The organism is Stutzerimonas sp. FeSN7 (genome assembly GCF_030263795.1).
GTDB classification, from domain to species: domain Bacteria; phylum Pseudomonadota; class Gammaproteobacteria; order Pseudomonadales; family Pseudomonadaceae; genus Stutzerimonas; species Stutzerimonas stutzeri.
The window spans coordinates 1,450,850-1,467,575 of record NZ_JARPMN010000001.1; the positions used below are offsets into that span (position 1 = coordinate 1,450,850).

Consider the following 16,726-nt stretch of genomic DNA (forward strand, 5'->3'; position numbering starts at 1 on the left):
CGAACTGATGAGTTACGAAATTTTCCTCGCCATCGGTATGTTCACCGCCATCGTGCTTGCGCTGGTGGTGATCATCCTGGCTGCGCGCGCCAAGCTGGTGTCCAGCGGCGACGTGTCCATCGAAATCAACGGTGAGCGAACCATCACCGTGCCGGCCGGCGGCAAGCTGCTGCAGACGCTGGCTGCCAACAACATCTTCCTTTCGTCCGCCTGTGGCGGCGGCGGTACCTGCGCGCAGTGCAAGTGCATCGTCGAGAGCGGTGGCGGCGAGATGCTGCCCACCGAGGAGTCGCACTTCACTCGTCGCGAAGCGGCCGAAGGCTGGCGTCTGTCCTGCCAGACGCCGGTCAAGGCCGACATGAAGATCGAGGTTCCGGAAGAAGTCTTCGGCGTGAAGAAGTGGGAGTGCACCGTTGAGTCGAACCCCAACGTGGCCACCTTCATCAAGGAGCTGACGCTGCGTCTGCCCGAGGGCGAGAACGTCGACTTCCGCGCCGGTGGCTACGTGCAGCTGGAGTGCCCGCCGCATACCGTCCATTACAAGGATTTCGACATCCAGCCGGAATTCCGTGGCGACTGGGACAAGTTCAACCTCTGGAAGTACGTGTCGAAGGTCGACGAGACCACCATTCGTGCCTACTCCATGGCGAACTACCCGGAAGAGAAGGGCATCGTCAAATTCAACATCCGTATCGCGTCGCCGCCGCCGGGCCGTGACGACCTGCCGCCGGGCAAGATGTCTTCCTGGGTGTTCAGTCTGAAGCCGGGCGACAAGGTCACCGTATACGGTCCGTTCGGTGAATTCTTCGCCAAGGATACCGATGCCGAGATGGTATTCATCGGTGGTGGTGCGGGTATGGCGCCGATGCGTTCGCACATCTTCGATCAGCTCAAGCGCCTGAAGTCCAAGCGCAAGATGACTTTCTGGTACGGTGCACGCTCCCTGCGCGAGGCCTTCTACGTCGAAGAGTACGATCAGCTGCAGGCCGAGAACCCGAACTTCGAGTGGCATCTGGCGCTGTCCGATCCGCTGCCGGAAGACAACTGGGACGGCCCGACCGGCTTCATCCACAACGTGCTGTACGAGAACTATCTGAAGGACCATCCGGCCCCGGAGGATTGCGAGTTCTACATGTGCGGCCCGCCCATGATGAACGCCTCGGTCATCAAGATGCTCACTGACCTGGGTGTGGAGCCGGAGAACATACTGCTCGACGACTTCGGCGGCTAGCATGATCCGAGCTTCACTCAGATCCATTGCTGTCGCGTCTCTCCAGCCCGTCATCGCTGTCGCTCTCGCGACAGCCCTGACGGGCTGTCTGTTTCAGGACAAGGTCGAAGCCTTCACCGGGCCGACCATGGGCAGTACCTATACGATCAAGTACGTGCGCAGCGGCGATGTTCCGGCCAAGGAAGTCCTGCATGGCGAGGTCGAGGCCATCCTTGCCGACCTCGACAAGCAGCTGTCGACCTATCGCAGCGATTCCGACGTCGAGCGTTTCAATGCTCTGCCGGGTGGGGCCTGTGAGCCGATGCCGCAGGCGGTGCGCGAATTGGTCGCAGCGGGCGACCAGCTGTCGGCGGACAGCGACGGCGCATTCGACCTTACACTCGAGCCCTTGCTCAACCTTTGGGGCTTTGGCCCGCAGGGGCGCAGCGAGCGTGTTCCGTCGGAGGAAGAGATTGCCGAGGCGCGAGCGCTGACGGGCCATCGGCATCTGCGTATCGAAGGCGATCAGCTGTGCAAGTCGGTCGCGCTGCAACTGGACTTCAACAGCATTGCCGCGGGATATGCGGTGGACCGTGTGATCGATCGCCTGAAAGAACTGGGCGTGCGGAGCTATCTGGTGGAGATCACCGGAGAGCTCAAGGCCGAAGGCCGCAAACCCGACGGATCGCCCTGGCGCGTCGCCATCGAGGCCCCCCGGGACGATCAGCGCGTAGCGCAGAAGATCATCGAGCTCGACGGAATGGGCGTCTCGACTTCCGGCGACTATCGCAACTATTTCGAGCTGGAAGGGCGGCGCTATTCGCATACGCTGAACCCGCTGAGCGGCCGGCCGATCGAGCATCACCTGGCTGCGGTCACGGTGATCGACAGGTCGACCTTGCGCGCGGATGGGTTGTCTACCGCGCTGATGGTATTAGGCCCCGAGCAGGGCCTGGCGCTGGCTGAGCGTAACGCCATCGCCGCGTTTTTCGTCGTCCGTGAAGGACAGGGTTTCGCAACAACTAGCACCAAGGCTTTCGATGAGCTGTTCGGTGCGGGAGTAGAGCAATGACCTGGTTACTGGTTTTCCTGGTGATGGTACTTGTCGTGGCCGGCATGGCCATCGGCGTGATCATGGGGCGCAAGCCCATCGCGGGGTCATGCGGTGGTATCGCCAATCTGGGCATCGAGAAGGAATGTTCGATTTGCGGCGGGAGCCGCGAGAAATGCGAGGAGGTGAACGAAGCGAAGCGCTCGGCCACCACCGACCTCGCCTACGACGCCACCAAGCGCTGAACTCTGTGTCGCCGCGAGCTGACCGCCCAGGCGGGGCGGTGGCCGCGGCGAGACGACTGACAGCGCGCAGAACCTTTGCGTTTCGGCTTCGGCGAATTTGTTGACAGCAGCGGCGTACCTCGCTGCGTTTTCAGGAGTGTATATGGCGGTCTATAACTACGATGTGGTGGTACTGGGTTCTGGTCCAGCCGGGGAGGGCGCGGCGATGAACGCCGTCAAGGCGGGACGCAAGGTCGCCGTGGTAGACAACCGTCCGCTGGTCGGGGGCAACTGCACGCACCTGGGCACCATCCCGTCCAAGGCGTTGCGCCATTCGGTGCGGCAGATCATGCAGTACAACACCAACCCGTTGTTTCGCCAGATCGGCGAGCCGCGCTGGTTTTCCTTTCCGGATGTTCTGAAAAGCGCCGAAAAGGTCATCAGCAAGCAGGTCACCTCCCGTACCAGCTATTACGCGCGCAATCGCATCGACACCTTCTTCGGTACTGCCAGCTTCTCCGACGAGCAGAGCGTGGAAGTGGTCTGCCTCAACGGCATGGTGGAAAAACTGGTCGCCAACCAGTTCGTCATCGCCACCGGCTCGCGCCCCTACCGGCCGGCCGATATCGATTTCAACCATCCGCGCATCTACGACAGCGACACCATCCTGACTCTGAGCCACACGCCGCGTCGGATGATCATCTACGGTGCCGGTGTCATCGGTTGCGAGTACGCATCGATCTTCAGCGGCCTGGGTGTACTGGTCGATCTGATCGACAACCGCGAGCAGCTGCTCAGCTTCCTCGACGACGAGATTTCCGATGCGCTGAGCTACCACTTGCGTAACAACAACGTGCTGATTCGCCACAACGAAGAGTACGAGCGGGTCGAGGGGCTGGAGAACGGCGTGATCCTGCACCTCAAGTCTGGCAAGAAGATCAAGGCAGACGCCTTCCTCTGGAGCAACGGGCGTACCGGCAATACCGACAAGCTCGGCCTGGAGAACATCGGTCTGAAGGCCAACAGCCGCGGCCAGGTGCAGGTCGACGAGCACTACCGCACCGAGATCGGCAACATCTATGCGGCCGGTGACGTGATCGGCTGGCCATCGCTGGCAAGCGCCGCCTACGACCAGGGTCGCTCGGCCGCGGGCAGCATTGTCGAGAACGATTCATGGCGTTTCGTCGATGACGTGCCGACGGGCATCTACACCATTCCGGAGATCAGCTCGATCGGCAAGAACGAGCGTGAGCTGACCCAGGCGAAGATTCCCTACGAAGTGGGCAAGGCATTCTTCAAGAGCATGGCGCGGGCGCAGATTTCCTTCGAGCCGGTAGGGATGCTGAAGATCCTGTTCCATCGCGAAACCCTTGAAGTGCTGGGTGTGCACTGCTTCGGTTACCAGGCGTCGGAGATCGTCCACATCGGTCAGGCGATCATGAATCAGAAGGGCCCTGCCAACAGCATCAAGTACTTCGTCAACACCACCTTCAACTACCCGACCATGGCTGAAGCCTATCGGGTGGCGGCGTTCGACGGGCTCAACCGGCTTTTTTGAGCGGCTCCGGCCGGCGGCCTGAGCCGGCTGGAGAGGGCTGGGACTCCCGGGATTGGCACTGGCCGAACCGGGAGAGCTTCTGATCAGGTGAGACGATCCGGCAGCGCCTGTGCTGCCGAGTCGCCGCAGGCGCAGGTTTAACGGTCAGGCCTGCGCCAATGTGCTCACCGCCAGGCCCGGATAGTCGGTGATTAAGCTGTCCACGCCGAAGTCCGCCAGGCGCCGCATCAGCGCCGGTTCGTTCACCGTCCAGACCGAAACATGCAAGCCCTGCTTTCTTGCCTTCTCCAGGCGTTCCGGGGTGCACAGCGTCCACTTCAGTGCCAACAGATCACAACCATGCTGACGGGCCACCTTGAGCGGGTCGAGCCAGTTGTATTCTGCGACCAGTCCTCGTGAGATTTCCGGTGCCAGTCGATTCAGAGCCCGCAGGACCTCCCGTGAACTGGAGGTGACCGTGATTCGCTCCTTGAGCTGATAACGCTCGGCCAGCTCTTTGATCGCCATTACCGTGCGTGCGGCGCGAACCCGCGAAGCACTCTTGACTTCGAGCTGCCAGTGCTCGAAATCGCACTTCTCGAACAGCTCGCTCAGCCGTGGAATGGGGCAGGGCGTCTTCCAACCCGTGCCGCCCTGGCGGGCGTCGTACTTCACCAGTTCTGCGGCATCGTGCTGGGCAACCTTGCCTCGGCGACCGGTGGTGCGCTTGAGCGTCGGATCATGGATGACCATCAACTCGCCATCGCGGGATAGGTGCAGGTCCAGCTCGCAGCGGCGTACGCCATGCTGCAGGCATTGCTCGAAGCTCGCCAGGGTGTTCTCCGGAGCTTCGCCCTTGGCGCCGCGGTGGCCGTAGATGAGTGTCACGGTTGTTGATCTTCCTTCACGGGTGGTTGAGCGCGCTGGTGGTGACGGACGCTGTTGATGACTCGGTCGCGTTCGAAATATACGGAGAATTCCCGATAATCCCAGCGGGTGATCGGCGGCTGGCCAACGGCCGGGTGCTCCTCGTCGGCGAGCCCGAAACGGTCCAGGACCTCGATCTTGGAGTCGCCACGCGCAGGCATCGCCATCTCGGGCTGGCCTTGCTGGCCGACGGGTATGCGAATTTCTTCGGCGAACAGCGACGGGCTGAATGTCAGTGTGAACAGCAGAGTCGCCAGGCGGCGCATTGGTCAATCTCCTTGCAGGCTTTCCAGGGCCAGGCGCCTCTCCAGCGCCTGTTTCTGCAGGATATGCCGAGCAAGCAATTGTCGCTGTGCATCAGTCAACGCTTCGAACTCGGTGCCGATGTCGTAGCGGCCGTCCTGCATCGCAGTGCTGTAGATCACCCGTGCCGGCAACAGTAGGCCGAGCCCTTGCGGCAGCAGGACCAGCTTCAGCGTGACGACCTCGCCTTCCGCCAATGGCTGTTCGCTGACGAAGCTGATGCCACCTTCGGAAAGCACCACCGGCTGCGGTGCGCTCTGATCCTTCAGCAGGTCCTGCGCCAATGCCTGCCCCAGCAGCTCGATTCGCTTGTTCTGTACCTTGAGGTAATTGGCCAGCGTGCGGTTGCTCTCGGCAATCTGGCGTAACAAGTGCTGTGCTTCGAAATCCAGCTGATGAAGCTCCCCGAGCAGGTTGAACAGCGCAGGCAGCGGCTCGCTTTCGGCGGGGTGGTCCTGGCTCGCCGGGATGATTTCCAGTGCCACGCGATCCTCGATACGGTAGTATTCGCGGCGTTCTTCAGTGTCTTGTGTCGGCATGGCGATACCCGGGTAGCGTTGATGGCCAGAGTGTATCAGGCCCCGCGGTGGCGTCAGCTGCATGTTGTTTTCCCCGCCAGCGAACCCGTCGATCTATGTTCAGACCGCTGTCCGTGTACATCGGGGCGCGCTATACACGCGCCAGACGTCGCAGTCTCTTCGTCTCCTTCATTTCCCTGACATCCATGATCGGGCTCGCACTTGGCGTGCTGGTGATGATCGTCGTGCTGTCGGTGATGAATGGCTTCGACCATGAGATGCGCACTCGCGTGCTGGGCATGGTGCCTCACGCGACCATCGAAAGCCCGACGCCGATCAACGATTGGCAGGCACTGGGCGCACGCCTCGAACAGCATGCCCAGGTGCTGGCCTCCGCGCCCTTCATTCAGAGCCAGGGGCTGCTCACCCATCAGGGCCAGGTGACCAAGATCCTGATCAATGCGGTCGAGCCCCAAGCGGAGCGACAGGTGTCGATCATCGACCAGTTCTTCCGCGAAGGCGCGCTGGATGATCTCAAGCCCGGCGAGTTCGGCATCGTCATTGGCGACAAGGCAGCAGCCAAGCTCGGCGTTGCGGTCGGCGACAAGATCACCTTCGTCGCCCCGGAAGTGACCGTGACCCCCGCGGGCATGTTTCCGCGCATGAAGCGGTTCACGGTCACCGGCATCTTCCATGTCGGTGCCGGCGAGATCGACGGTTACGTCGCCCTGGCCAACATTGCCGACATGGCTCGCTTGCAACGCTGGCAGCCGGATCAGGTGCAGGGGCTGCGCCTGCGCTTCGCCGATCTGTTCCAGGCGCCGCGTATCGCCTGGGAATTGGCCGGTCAGCTCGGCGACGATTTCTATTCCCGCGACTGGACCCGCACCCACGGCAACCTCTACCAGGCGATCCGCATGGAGAAGGCCATGATCGGTCTGCTGCTGCTGCTGATCGTCGCGGTCGCGGCCTTCAACATTATCTCCACGCTGGTGATGGTGGTGACCGACAAGCGCGGCGACATCGCCATCCTGCGCACGCTGGGCGCTACGCCGAAGCAGATCATGGCGATCTTCATGGTCCAGGGTACGGTGATCGGCGTGGTCGGCACCTTGGTCGGCGCACTGCTCGGCATGTTCGCTGCCGTCAATGTCAGCAGCTGGATCGCCGCGCTGGAGCGGCTGATCGGGCACAAGTTTCTGAGTGCCGACGTGTATTTCATTGACTATCTGCCGTCCCAGCTGATGGCGGCCGATGTGATCCAGGTCTGCGTCGCCGCGCTGATCCTGAGTTTCCTCGCGACCCTGTATCCGGCCTGGCGTGCCGCGCGCACCCAGCCGGCAGAGGCGCTACGTTATGAGTGAGCGGGTTATGAACGAGCTGTCTTCGCAAAAGCAGGCGGTGCTGAGTTGCCGCAACCTGGGCAAGCGCTACGAGCAGGGCCCCGAATCGGTGGAGGTCCTGTCCGGGCTGCAACTTGAACTGTTCCCCGGGCAGCGCGTGGCCATCGTCGGCAGCTCCGGCTCGGGCAAGAGCACGCTGCTGAACCTGCTCGGTGGGCTCGATACGCCGAGCGAGGGCAGCGTCTGGCTGGCCGGCGAGGAGTTGTCGGCGCTGAACGAGAAGGATCGTGGGCTGCTGCGCAACCGCGCATTGGGCTTCGTCTATCAGTTCCATCACCTGCTTGCCGAGTTCACCGCGCTGGAGAACGTTTGCATGCCGCTGCTGATCGGGCGCACGCCGATCCCGGCAGCGCGGCAGCGAGCGTCGGCTCTGCTGCAGCGGGTCGGCCTCGGCCATCGCCTGGAGCACAAGCCTGCAGAGCTGTCCGGTGGTGAGCGGCAGCGCGTGGCCATCGCTCGGGCATTGGTCAACGAGCCGGCACTGGTATTGCTCGATGAGCCAACCGGCAACCTGGACCATCACACCGCGCAAGGCATTCAGGATCTGATGCTCGAACTCAGCACCTCGCTGCATACCGCTTTTCTCGTGGTTACCCACGACCGCCAGCTTGCCGCCCAGATGGACCAGGTGCTGCGGCTGGAAGACGGGCGCCTGGTGGCGGAATGATGTTCAGGCCCATCAGCGTTTTCATCGGCAGCCGCTACACCCGTGCCAAGCGGCGCAATCATTTCATTTCGTTCATCTCGCTGACCTCGTTGATCGGCCTGGCGCTGGGTGTGCTGGCGATGATCATGGTCCTGTCGGTGATGAACGGCTTCCAGCGTGAAATGAGCGCGCGGATTCTCGGGATGGTGCCCCACGCGACGGTCATCGGTGAGCAGCCGCTGGATGACTGGCAGGCGGTTGCCGCGCGCCTGTCGGCACACCCGCAGATCGTCGGCATGGCGCCGGTGACGCAGCTCGAAGGCATGCTGTCGTTCAAGGGCAGCATGCAACCGATCCAGATCAGCGGCATCGATCCGCAGGCGGAGGCGCAGGTGTCCATCGTTGGTGAGCGTCTGGTCGGCGGCAGCCTGGATGCGCTCAAGCCCGGCGAGTACGGTGTGATCATCGGTCTGATGACCGCGCGCCGGTTCGGGCTGAAGCTGGGCGACAAGCTGACGTTGATCGTCCCTGAGGTCAGTTCGTCTCCCGGTGGCGTCACGCCGCGTATGCAGCGGCTGAACGTGGTCGGGGTGTTCAAGGTGGGCGCCGATCTGGACGGCAGTCTGGGGATGATCCATCGCGCCGACGCCGCGCAGATCCATCGCTGGATGCCGCAACAGGTTCAGGGCGTGCGACTCAAGCTTGACGACCTCTACCGTGCGCCGGAGGTGGCCGCACAGGTACAGGCCACGCTGGGCAAAGGCTACCGCGTGGAGGACTGGTCCTACACCCAGGGCAGCCTGTTCAGCGCGATGAAGATGGAAAAGACCATGATCGGCCTGCTCCTGATGCTGATCGTCGCGGTAGCGGCGTTCAATATCATCGCCACCCTGATCATGGTGGTCGCCGACAAGCGTGCCGACATCGCCATTCTGCGGACGCTGGGGGCGACGCCGCGGCAGATCATGGCGATCTTCATGGTCCAGGGCAGCATCATCGGCTTCAGCGGCACCGTGATCGGCGTGATCCTGGGTGTGCTCGGCGCGCTGAACGTCAGCGACCTGGTGACCTGGCTGGAACGGCTCTCCGGACAGCACATCTTCAGCTCCGACGTCTATTTCATCAGTACGCTGCCTTCGGAACTGCGTCTGGATGACGTGGTGCTGGTATCGCTGGCGGCGCTTACCCTGAGCTTTCTCGCCACGATCTACCCGGCCTGGCGCGCCGCGCAGACTCAGCCTGCCGAGGCCCTGCGCTACGAATGACCGGCTCGGCCGTCAACGACGGCCGTTCTGCCTCCGCCGCCAGCTGCGGCCAACCCACCAGCGCCAGTAGGCCTGGGTGAATACATAACCGAGCACCGCCAGCACCAGCCCGCTGACCAGGGAGCCCAGGTACAGTGGCTGCCAGTTGTGCTGCAGCATGTAGCGTACCCAGGCCAGGCTCAGTTCTGCCGGCATGCTGGAGGCCGGAGTGTCCAGCAGCCAGGTGCCGATCTTGTAGTTGCAATAGAAGACCGGCGGCATGGTCAGCGGGTTGGTCAGCCAGACCAGCCCCACTGCGATCGGCAGATTGGCTCTGGAGGGCAGGGCGCAGACGGCCGCTGCGAGCATCTGCATCGGCATCGGGATCATGGCCCAGAACAAGCCGATCGCCATCGCGCGGGATACCGAATGTCGATTGAGATGCCAGAGATTGGGATCGTGAATCAGCGCGCCGAGAAAACGCAGGGACTTGTTAGTCTTGATGCGATCGGGGTGCGGCATGTAGCGTTTGAAAAAACGACGCGGCATGAAGGTTCTCTGAAGGCAGCAGCCGGGCGATTATGCCTTGAATCGCGGTGCGACGCTGACAGTAGTTTTGTGACATTACGTCTACGCCTGCGACAGATTGCCCCGCTTCGATAACGGTCCGGAAAGGATTTCTGGAGACTGAAAATGCGCACATGGATGCTTGCGCTCGGCGCGGGTCTGGTCCTGCCACGCTTCCTTCCTGCCTTGCCCGCGCAGTGGTTCTGTGCGGCGCTGGCGGCTGTCGGACTGCTGCTCCTGCTGCGTCACCGCTGGGTGGCGCCGGGCTTGTTTCTGCTGGGCTTGAGCTGGGCCTGCTACCAGAGCCAGAGCGCCATCGACGACCGCTTACCGGCGTCCATGGACGGTCGTACGTTCTGGATCGAGGGACGGGTAGTGGGGTTGCCCAGCCGTATCGGCAATGTGGTGCGCTTCGAGCTCGACGACATCCAATCGCGCCATGCCGGGTTGCCATCGAAGGTGCGGCTGTCCTGGTATGACGGTCCGCTGCTGCAAGCCGGCGAGCGTTGGCGCCTGGCGGCGCGACTGAAGCGACCGCATGGCATGGTCAATCCCCACGCCTTCGATTACGAAGCCTGGTTGCTGGCGCGACGCATCGGCGCCACGGGCACGATAAAGGCAGGCGAGCGCCTGACGGCGTCGACGTCAAGCGACGGATGGCGCGATCAGCTTCGGGCGCGGCTCATGGCCATTCCGGCATCCGATCGGCAGGGCGCCATCGCGGCACTGGTGGTGGGTGACGATTCCGGTTTGAGCCGCGGCGACTGGCAGGTTTTGCAGGACACCGGCACCGTCCACCTGATGGTCATCTCCGGACAGCACATCGGCATGCTGGCGGGGCTGCTCTATGGTCTGGTCGCATTGCTGGCTCGCCTGGGTGCGTGGCCGCGGCGGTTGCCCTGGTTACCCTGTGCGTGCGGGCTGGCGTTAAGCGGTGCGCTGGCCTATGGCTGGCTGGCCGGTTTCGAGGTACCGGTGCGTCGTGCCTGCCTGATGGTGACGGTGGTGCTTGTCTGGCGATTGCGCTTTCGCCATCTGGGTGTCTGGTTGCCGCTGCTGCTGGCGCTCGATGGCGTCCTGCTGATCGATCCTCTGGTGACATTGCAGCCCGGGTTCTGGCTGTCGTTTGGAGCGGTGGCGGTTCTGGCATTGGCGTTCTCGGGGCGGCTCGGCTCATGGCGCTGGTGGATGGCCCTGCCTCGGGCGCAGTGGGCGGCCACCCTTGGTCTGCTTCCGCTGTTGCTGGCGCTCGGACTGCCGGTAAGTGCGAGCGGGCCGCTGGCCAATCTGCTTGCCGTACCCTGGGTGAGTCTGACCGTGCCCTTTGCGTTGCTCGGTACGCTCCTGCTGCCCCTGGCCGGGGTTGGCGAAGCGCTGCTGTCGGTGGTGGGCTATTCGCTGGCATTGCTGTTCGACGTCCTGGCGGCGATAGCCAATTGGCAACCCGCCTGGATTGCGGTCGGCCTGCCCGTCTGGGCGCTGGCGATAATCGGGCTGGGCGTCCTGTTGCTGTTGCTGCCCGCGGGTATTCCGCTGCGTTCGCTGGGTTTGCTGCTGCTGTTGCCGCTGGCGTTCCCGCCTCGTGTCGAGGTGCCAGACGGCCGGGCGCAGGTCTGGGTATTGGATGTGGGGCAGGGCCTGGCGGTGCTTGTACGCACCCGCGAGCATGCACTGCTCTACGATGCCGGGCCGAAGCAGGGCGACTTCGATACGGGCGAGCGGGTGGTGGTCCCTTCGCTCCGGACCCTTGGCGTGACTCGGTTGGACCTGCTGTTGCTGAGTCATGCCGATAATGATCATTCGGGCGGTGCGGACGCGGTTCAGCGGTTGCTGAGGGTTGATCGGGTGGTCAGTGGCGAGCCGTCGCGCCTTGCGCCTGATCTGGGCGCCGAACGTTGCGAAAGCGGTAGCAGCTGGCAGTGGAACGATGTGCGCTTCAGTCTGTGGCAATGGCAGATGGCACGCGACAGCAATCAGCAGTCCTGCGTGCTGCAAATCGAGGCCAATGGTGAGCGGATCCTGCTCACCGGCGACATCGACCAGGCCGCGGAGCGGGCATGGCTGGCCAGCGAACAGCGCACCCCATCGCACTGGCTGTTGCTGCCCCACCATGGCAGCCGCAGCTCGTCGTCAGAACCGTTTCTGCGCGGCGTCGCTTCCCATGCCGCGCTGATCTCGCGCAGCCTGCACAATGCCTTCGGCCACCCACACCCAAGCGTGATCGAGCGGCTCGAGACCCTCGATATCCAGGCCTACGACACCGCCTTGCATGGCGCAATCCGCATAGAGCTGGGAAGCTTTTCGCCTCCTCTGCTACAACGTTCGCAGCGACGATTCTGGCGGGAAAAATGAGAACGGCGGCCGTCGGCGACCCGGTGACCCTATGCTAGAGTGGCGCCACTTTTTCGAGGGGGATTCATCTCGTGTGGGAGCTGGTCAAAGCAGGCGGCTGGATAATGCTGCCAATCATCCTGTGTTCCATCGCAGCCGCCGGCATCATCGCCGAGCGCCTATGGACGCTGCGTCCGAGCCGCGTCACACCTCCGCACCTGCTGGGTCAGGTCTGGAAGTGGATCAAGGACAAGAAGCTCAGCAACCAGAAACTCAAGGAGCTGCGCGCCGACTCCCCGCTGGGTGAGATCCTCGCCGCCGGCCTGAGCAATTCCAAGCGTGGTCGCGAGATCATGAAGGAGTGCATTGAGGAGGCCGCCGCCCGCGTCGTTCACGATCTGGAGCGCTATCTCAACGCCCTGGGCACCATCGCCGGCATTGCACCCTTGCTCGGTCTGCTGGGGACCGTGCTGGGCATGATCGAGATCTTCAGCGCCTTCATGGGCTCGGGCATGGCCAACGCACCGCTTCTCGCAGGAGGCATCGCCAAGGCGCTGATCACCACCGCTGCGGGCTTGATGGTCGGTATCCCCGCGCTGTTCTTCCATCGTTTCCTGCAGCGTCGCGTCGACGAACTCGTCGTCGGCATGGAGCAGGAGGCGATCAAGCTGGTGGAAGTGGTGCAGGGCGACCGCGATGTCGATCTCGGTGAGGAGAAGGCGTGAAATTCCGTCGCAAACCCCGGGAGAACGTGGAGATCGGACTCGCACCGCTGATCGACGTGGTGTTCATCCTGCTCCTGTTCTTCGTGGTCACCACCACCTTCACCCGTGAAACGCAGCTCAAGGTCGACCTGCCAGAAGCGGCCAGCGGCACACCGCCTCAGGATGCCGAGGTTCGCCAGCTGGAAGTGCTGATCGATGTGGCTGGCAATTATTCGCTCAATGGCAAGGCGCTGCTCAAGAGCGATCTGAATTCGCTGATGGCCGCGCTGAGCAAGGAGTCCGGTGGCGATAACCGGTTGCCGATGGTCATCAGCGCCGACGGCAAGACGCCGCACCAGGCGGTCATCACGGCGATGGATGCCGCAGGCAAGCTCGGCTTCGCCCAGCTGCGGATCACCACGGTCGAGGCGCAGGCGTCGCCCTGATGTCCGTCGCCGAGCGCCTGCAACGTTCCTGGTATCAGGGGCATCCGGCTTTGTGTCTGCTGGCGCCCCTGGAGCTGCTGTACCGGCGAGTGGTCGAAGCCAGGCGCCGGCGTTTCCTCGAAGATCCGAATACCTCCTATCGTGCTCCTGTTCCGGTTGTCGTCGTCGGCAACATCACCGTCGGTGGTACGGGCAAGACGCCGCTGATCCTCTGGTTGATCGAGCACTGTCAACGTCGCGGGCTGCGTGTCGGGGTCGTCAGCCGTGGCTATGCTGCCGAGCCCCCGACGCTGCCGTGGCGGGTTCGCGCCGAGCACCCGGCACAGCACTGCGGCGATGAGCCTCTGCTGATCGTTCAGCGTACGGGGGTTCCGTTGATGATCGATCCTGATCGCGCGCGCGCCGTTCGTGCTCTGCTCGAGCAGGAGCCGCTCGATCTGATCCTCTCCGACGACGGCCTGCAGCACTACCGTCTGGCGCGCGATCTCGAACTGGTGCTGATCGATGCCGCGCGTGGGCTTGGCAACGGCCGCTGCCTGCCGGCTGGCCCCCTGCGTGAGCCGCCTGAGCGGCTTGGCGAGGTGGATGCCGTACTGTTCAACGGCGCCGCCGCCGATACCGTCGAAGGGTATGCGTTCAGCCTTCAGCCGGTTGGCCTGGTCGAGCTGAGTACCGGTCGACGTTGGCCGCTGGATCACTACCCGGCCGGCCAGCAGTTGCATGCGGTGGCGGGTATCGGCAACCCGCAGCGTTTCTTCGACACGCTCGAGACGCTACACTGGCGACCGATTCCGCACGCCTTCGCCGATCACGCCGATTACAGCCCGGAGCAGCTGAAGTTCAGCCCCGAGCTGCCACTGGTGATGACGGAGAAGGACGCGGTGAAATGCCGGGCGTTCGCACCCCCGGGTTGGTCGTATCTGCAGGTGCAGGCCGTGCCCTCCACGGCGTTCGTAACCTGGTTCGACGATCAGCTGGCGCGATTGCTGCCCGAACTCTCTTAAGCCGCTCGACCTGCCGCCGCGGTCGATCGCTTCCAAGGACTGCGCATGGATACCAAACTGCTCGACATTCTGGCCTGCCCACTATGCAAGGGGCCGTTGAAGCTCGCCGAGGACAAGTCGGAACTGATCTGCAAGGCCGATGGCTTGGCCTTTCCCGTGCGGGACGGCATCCCGGTGATGCTCGAGAGCGAAGCTCGCACCCTGGATGTGCACGAGCGTCTGGACAAATGAGCACTGCCTACACTGTCGTGATTCCGGCCCGCTACGCATCGACCCGGCTGCCTGGCAAGCCGTTGCAGGACATCGCCGGCAAGCCGATGATTCAGCACGTCTGGGAGCAGGCGAGCAAGAGCGCGGCCCAGCGTGTAGTGATTGCCACCGATGATCAGCGCATCGTCGATGCCTGCACAGCGTTTGGCGCAGAGGTCGTGCTGACCCGCGCCGAGCATAATTCCGGCACCGATCGTTTGGCCGAGGTGGCCGAGCAGCTCGGGCTGCCTGGCGATGCCATCGTGGTCAACGTGCAGGGCGACGAGCCAATGATTCCGCCAGCGGTGATCGACCAGGTCGCCGCCAACCTTGCAGGGCATCCGGAGGCCGCCATCGCTACGCTGGCCGAGCCTTTGGCGGATGCTCAGGCGCTGTTCAATCCCAACGTGGTCAAGGTGCTCTCGGATATCAACGGCCTGGCGCTGACCTTCAGCCGAGCGCCGCTGCCCTGGGCGCGTGACAGCTTTGCCGTGGACCGCAGCCAGCTACCGGCCGAAGTCCCTTACCGGCGGCACATCGGCATTTATGCCTACCGTGCTGGCTTCCTGGCCGACTTCGTGTCCTGGGGCCCGTGCTGGCTGGAGGATACGGAGTGTCTGGAGCAGCTGCGTGCGCTCTGGCATGGGCGGCACATCCATGTCGCCGATGCCGTCGAAGCTCCCCCCGCCGGGGTCGACACGGCTGAGGACCTGGATCGGGTTCGCCGTTTGCTGGGTGGCTGACATGAAGGTGCTGTTCGTCTGCATGGGCAATATCTGCCGTTCGCCCACGGCCGAGGGTGTGTTTCGCCAGCGGATCGAGCGGGCCGGCCTTGGCGCGCGAGTCGAGATCGATTCGGCCGGAACCGGCGACTGGCATGTCGGCAAGGCGCCAGACCAGCGGGCATGCGAGGCGGCGAGACGGCGTGGTTACACGCTCGACGCCTTGCGCGCCCGGCAGGTTTCCATTGCGGACTTCCAGCGTTTCGATCTCATCCTGGCAATGGATCACGACAATCTGGCACGGCTGCAGGCTCTGCGCCCGAAGCACGGCGCCAAGGCGGAAGTCGACCTGCTGCTGCGTCGCTACGGGCTTGGCTGCGATGTAGTGCCCGACCCTTACTATGGCGAAGCAGACGGCTTCGACAACGTGCTGAATCTCATCGAAGAGGCCAGTGATGCGCTGCTCGCCGAGATAAAGGGGCGACTATGAGCCTCACCATAGAAGCAAACCGCTCCCTCAAGCCATTCAACACCTTTGCCGTAGACCAGCGTGCCCAATATTTCGCCGAGGCGCACAGTGATGCCGATGTGTATGAGGCGATTGCCCGTGCGCGCCAGCTTGGGGTGCCGCTTCTGCCGCTCGGTGGCGGAAGCAACCTGCTACTGACTCGCGATGTGCCGGCCCTGGTGCTGCACATGGCCATTCGAGGCAAGCGGATCATCGACGAGTCGGCCGCTCAGGTGATCGTCGAGGTGGAGGCCGGGGAGCCCTGGCATCCCTTCGTGCTCTGGAGTCTGGAGCAGGGCCTGATGGGGCTGGAAAACCTGAGCCTGATCCCCGGGACCGTTGGCGCTTCACCGATTCAGAACATCGGTGCCTATGGGGTCGAGATCAAGGATGTCTTCTCCGGTCTCACGGCGCTGGATATCGAAACCGGGGCGCTTCGGGACTTCGCGCTGGCCGACTGCGCATTCGCCTATCGCGACAGCGTTTTCAAGCAGATGCCGGGGCGCTATCTGATCCTGCGGGTGCGTTTCGCTCTGCGCCGCCAGGCCCCGTTGCATCTCGAATACGGCCCGATCCGCCAACGGCTGGCGGAGCAGGGGGTCGTCGAGCCCACGGCTGTGGATGTCAGCCGTGCGGTCTGCGCCATTCGCAGTGAAAAGCTGCCGGACCCGCGGGAGCTGGGCAATGCCGGGAGTTTCTTCAAGAATCCGCTGGTGAGCGCCGAGACGGCGCACGCACTTCGCGCGGCTTATCCCGATCTGGTCGCCTATCCGCAGGACGCTGGCTTGGTAAAGCTCGCTGCCGGCTGGCTGATCGAAAGAGCTGGCTGGAAGGGGTTTCGCGATGGCGACGCCGGCGTTCATCGGCTGCAGGCGCTGGTGCTGGTGAACCATGGACAGGCTACCGGCGAGCAGCTGCTGGAGCTGGCGCGACGGATCCAGGCCGACGTGCTCGAACGCTTCGATGTCTGCCTGGAAATCGAGCCGAACGTGCTCTGATCGGTGGTCGATGGCCTGGAACCGGCCTGGATGGGCAACGTTCGCCGGTCCCAATGAGATAGCGGTACCTGACGCCCGATGCAATGCAACGGGCGTTCTTGTATCTGCCGCTACGTTCGCCGGGGCTCCTCTGC

The 16,726-nt window shown here is 63.4% G+C and carries 19 protein-coding genes; 15 read left to right on the top strand and 4 right to left on the bottom strand.

Features of this window, described 5'->3' with window-relative positions; genetic code table 11:
- Positions 1 to 4: 4 nt before the first annotated feature.
- The 4 genes from nqrF to sthA all read left to right on the top strand — a co-directional run bounded on the left by nqrF (position 5) and on the right by sthA (position 4,043).
- A complete protein-coding gene (nqrF, locus tag P5703_RS06735) occupies positions 5 to 1,231 on the top strand; it encodes an NADH:ubiquinone reductase (Na(+)-transporting) subunit F (RefSeq protein ID WP_169917675.1) in 1,227 nt (408 codons plus the stop codon).
- A 127-nt stretch (positions 1,232 to 1,358) separates the two neighbouring features.
- Complete coding sequence (locus P5703_RS06740; RefSeq protein ID WP_014597112.1) at positions 1,359 to 2,282, top strand: FAD:protein FMN transferase; 924 nt, start codon at positions 1,359 to 1,361, stop codon at positions 2,280 to 2,282.
- Positions 2,279 to 2,506: a (Na+)-NQR maturation NqrM gene (gene nqrM, locus P5703_RS06745; RefSeq protein WP_011913756.1), complete on the top strand. Its 228-nt coding sequence runs from the start codon at positions 2,279 to 2,281 to the stop codon at positions 2,504 to 2,506. Before P5703_RS06740 ends, nqrM begins: the two co-directional genes overlap by 4 nt.
- A 142-nt stretch (positions 2,507 to 2,648) precedes the next feature.
- Positions 2,649 to 4,043, top strand: a complete 1,395-nt coding sequence (sthA, locus tag P5703_RS06750) for a Si-specific NAD(P)(+) transhydrogenase (RefSeq protein WP_011913755.1) — start codon at positions 2,649 to 2,651, stop codon at positions 4,041 to 4,043.
- A gap of 144 nt (positions 4,044 to 4,187) precedes the next feature.
- Here the strand turns inward: sthA and P5703_RS06755 are convergent, their stop codons facing one another.
- From P5703_RS06755 to P5703_RS06765, 3 genes are read right to left on the bottom strand one after another with little or no spacing between them, the layout of a single operon-like run.
- Positions 4,188 to 4,910, bottom strand: coding sequence for a glycerophosphodiester phosphodiesterase (locus P5703_RS06755; RefSeq protein WP_013983266.1), 723 nt, complete (start codon positions 4,908 to 4,910; stop codon positions 4,188 to 4,190).
- Positions 4,907 to 5,215: a phosphodiesterase gene (locus P5703_RS06760; RefSeq protein ID WP_279641015.1), complete on the bottom strand. Its 309-nt coding sequence runs from the start codon at positions 5,213 to 5,215 to the stop codon at positions 4,907 to 4,909. Before P5703_RS06760 ends, P5703_RS06755 begins: the two co-directional genes overlap by 4 nt.
- Positions 5,216 to 5,218: 3 nt before the next feature.
- Complete coding sequence (locus P5703_RS06765; protein WP_221292211.1) at positions 5,219 to 5,854, bottom strand: PilZ domain-containing protein; 636 nt, start codon at positions 5,852 to 5,854, stop codon at positions 5,219 to 5,221.
- 32 nt (positions 5,855 to 5,886) lie between these two features.
- Here P5703_RS06765 and P5703_RS06770 point away from each other — a divergent pair, with 32 nt between their 5' ends.
- From P5703_RS06770 to P5703_RS06780, 3 genes are read left to right on the top strand one after another with little or no spacing between them, the layout of a single operon-like run.
- Positions 5,887 to 7,134, top strand: a complete 1,248-nt coding sequence (locus P5703_RS06770; RefSeq protein ID WP_020307157.1) for a lipoprotein-releasing ABC transporter permease subunit — start codon at positions 5,887 to 5,889, stop codon at positions 7,132 to 7,134.
- Between the two features lie 7 nt (positions 7,135 to 7,141).
- Positions 7,142 to 7,840: a lipoprotein-releasing ABC transporter ATP-binding protein LolD gene (gene lolD, locus P5703_RS06775; protein ID WP_285590105.1), complete on the top strand. Its 699-nt coding sequence runs from the start codon at positions 7,142 to 7,144 to the stop codon at positions 7,838 to 7,840.
- Complete coding sequence (locus P5703_RS06780; RefSeq protein WP_026012454.1) at positions 7,840 to 9,084, top strand: lipoprotein-releasing ABC transporter permease subunit; 1,245 nt, start codon at positions 7,840 to 7,842, stop codon at positions 9,082 to 9,084. Before lolD ends, P5703_RS06780 begins: the two co-directional genes overlap by 1 nt.
- A gap of 12 nt (positions 9,085 to 9,096) precedes the next feature.
- Here P5703_RS06780 and P5703_RS06785 read toward each other — a convergent pair whose 3' ends face one another.
- The gene (locus tag P5703_RS06785) at positions 9,097 to 9,612 is read right to left on the bottom strand and encodes a DUF2062 domain-containing protein (RefSeq protein WP_011913748.1); all 516 of its coding nucleotides are present in this window, start codon (positions 9,610 to 9,612) and stop codon (positions 9,097 to 9,099) included.
- A gap of 144 nt (positions 9,613 to 9,756) precedes the next feature.
- On the opposite strand from P5703_RS06785, the gene P5703_RS06790 reads away from it, so the two are divergent.
- From P5703_RS06790 to murB, 8 genes are all read left to right on the top strand, one after another.
- On the top strand, positions 9,757 to 11,982 hold the full coding sequence (locus tag P5703_RS06790) for a DNA internalization-related competence protein ComEC/Rec2 (RefSeq protein WP_285585927.1): 2,226 nt from the start codon (positions 9,757 to 9,759) through the stop codon (positions 11,980 to 11,982).
- A gap of 71 nt (positions 11,983 to 12,053) precedes the next feature.
- Positions 12,054 to 12,686 carry a flagellar polar localization protein PocA gene (gene pocA, locus P5703_RS06795; protein ID WP_013983260.1) on the top strand — a complete coding sequence of 211 codons (633 nt, stop codon included), beginning with the start codon at positions 12,054 to 12,056 and terminating at the stop codon, positions 12,684 to 12,686.
- Complete coding sequence (gene pocB, locus P5703_RS06800; protein ID WP_013983259.1) at positions 12,683 to 13,111, top strand: flagellar polar localization protein PocB; 429 nt, start codon at positions 12,683 to 12,685, stop codon at positions 13,109 to 13,111. The genes pocA and pocB overlap by 4 nt, the downstream gene beginning before the upstream one ends.
- Complete coding sequence (gene lpxK / locus P5703_RS06805) at positions 13,111 to 14,115, top strand: tetraacyldisaccharide 4'-kinase (protein WP_285585928.1); 1,005 nt, start codon at positions 13,111 to 13,113, stop codon at positions 14,113 to 14,115. Before pocB ends, lpxK begins: the two co-directional genes overlap by 1 nt.
- A gap of 45 nt (positions 14,116 to 14,160) precedes the next feature.
- A complete protein-coding gene (locus tag P5703_RS06810) occupies positions 14,161 to 14,346 on the top strand; it encodes a Trm112 family protein (protein ID WP_234493480.1) in 186 nt (61 codons plus the stop codon).
- On the top strand, positions 14,343 to 15,107 hold the full coding sequence (gene kdsB / locus P5703_RS06815; protein ID WP_234493481.1) for a 3-deoxy-manno-octulosonate cytidylyltransferase: 765 nt from the start codon (positions 14,343 to 14,345) through the stop codon (positions 15,105 to 15,107). Before P5703_RS06810 ends, kdsB begins: the two co-directional genes overlap by 4 nt.
- A 1-nt stretch (position 15,108) precedes the next feature.
- Positions 15,109 to 15,576 (top strand): low molecular weight protein-tyrosine-phosphatase, encoded by a 468-nt coding sequence (locus P5703_RS06820; protein WP_234493482.1) that lies wholly within the window; start codon positions 15,109 to 15,111, stop codon positions 15,574 to 15,576.
- Positions 15,573 to 16,592 carry a UDP-N-acetylmuramate dehydrogenase gene (gene murB, locus P5703_RS06825; RefSeq protein WP_285585930.1) on the top strand — a complete coding sequence of 340 codons (1,020 nt, stop codon included), beginning with the start codon at positions 15,573 to 15,575 and terminating at the stop codon, positions 16,590 to 16,592. Before P5703_RS06820 ends, murB begins: the two co-directional genes overlap by 4 nt.
- Positions 16,593 to 16,726 lie beyond the last annotated feature (134 nt).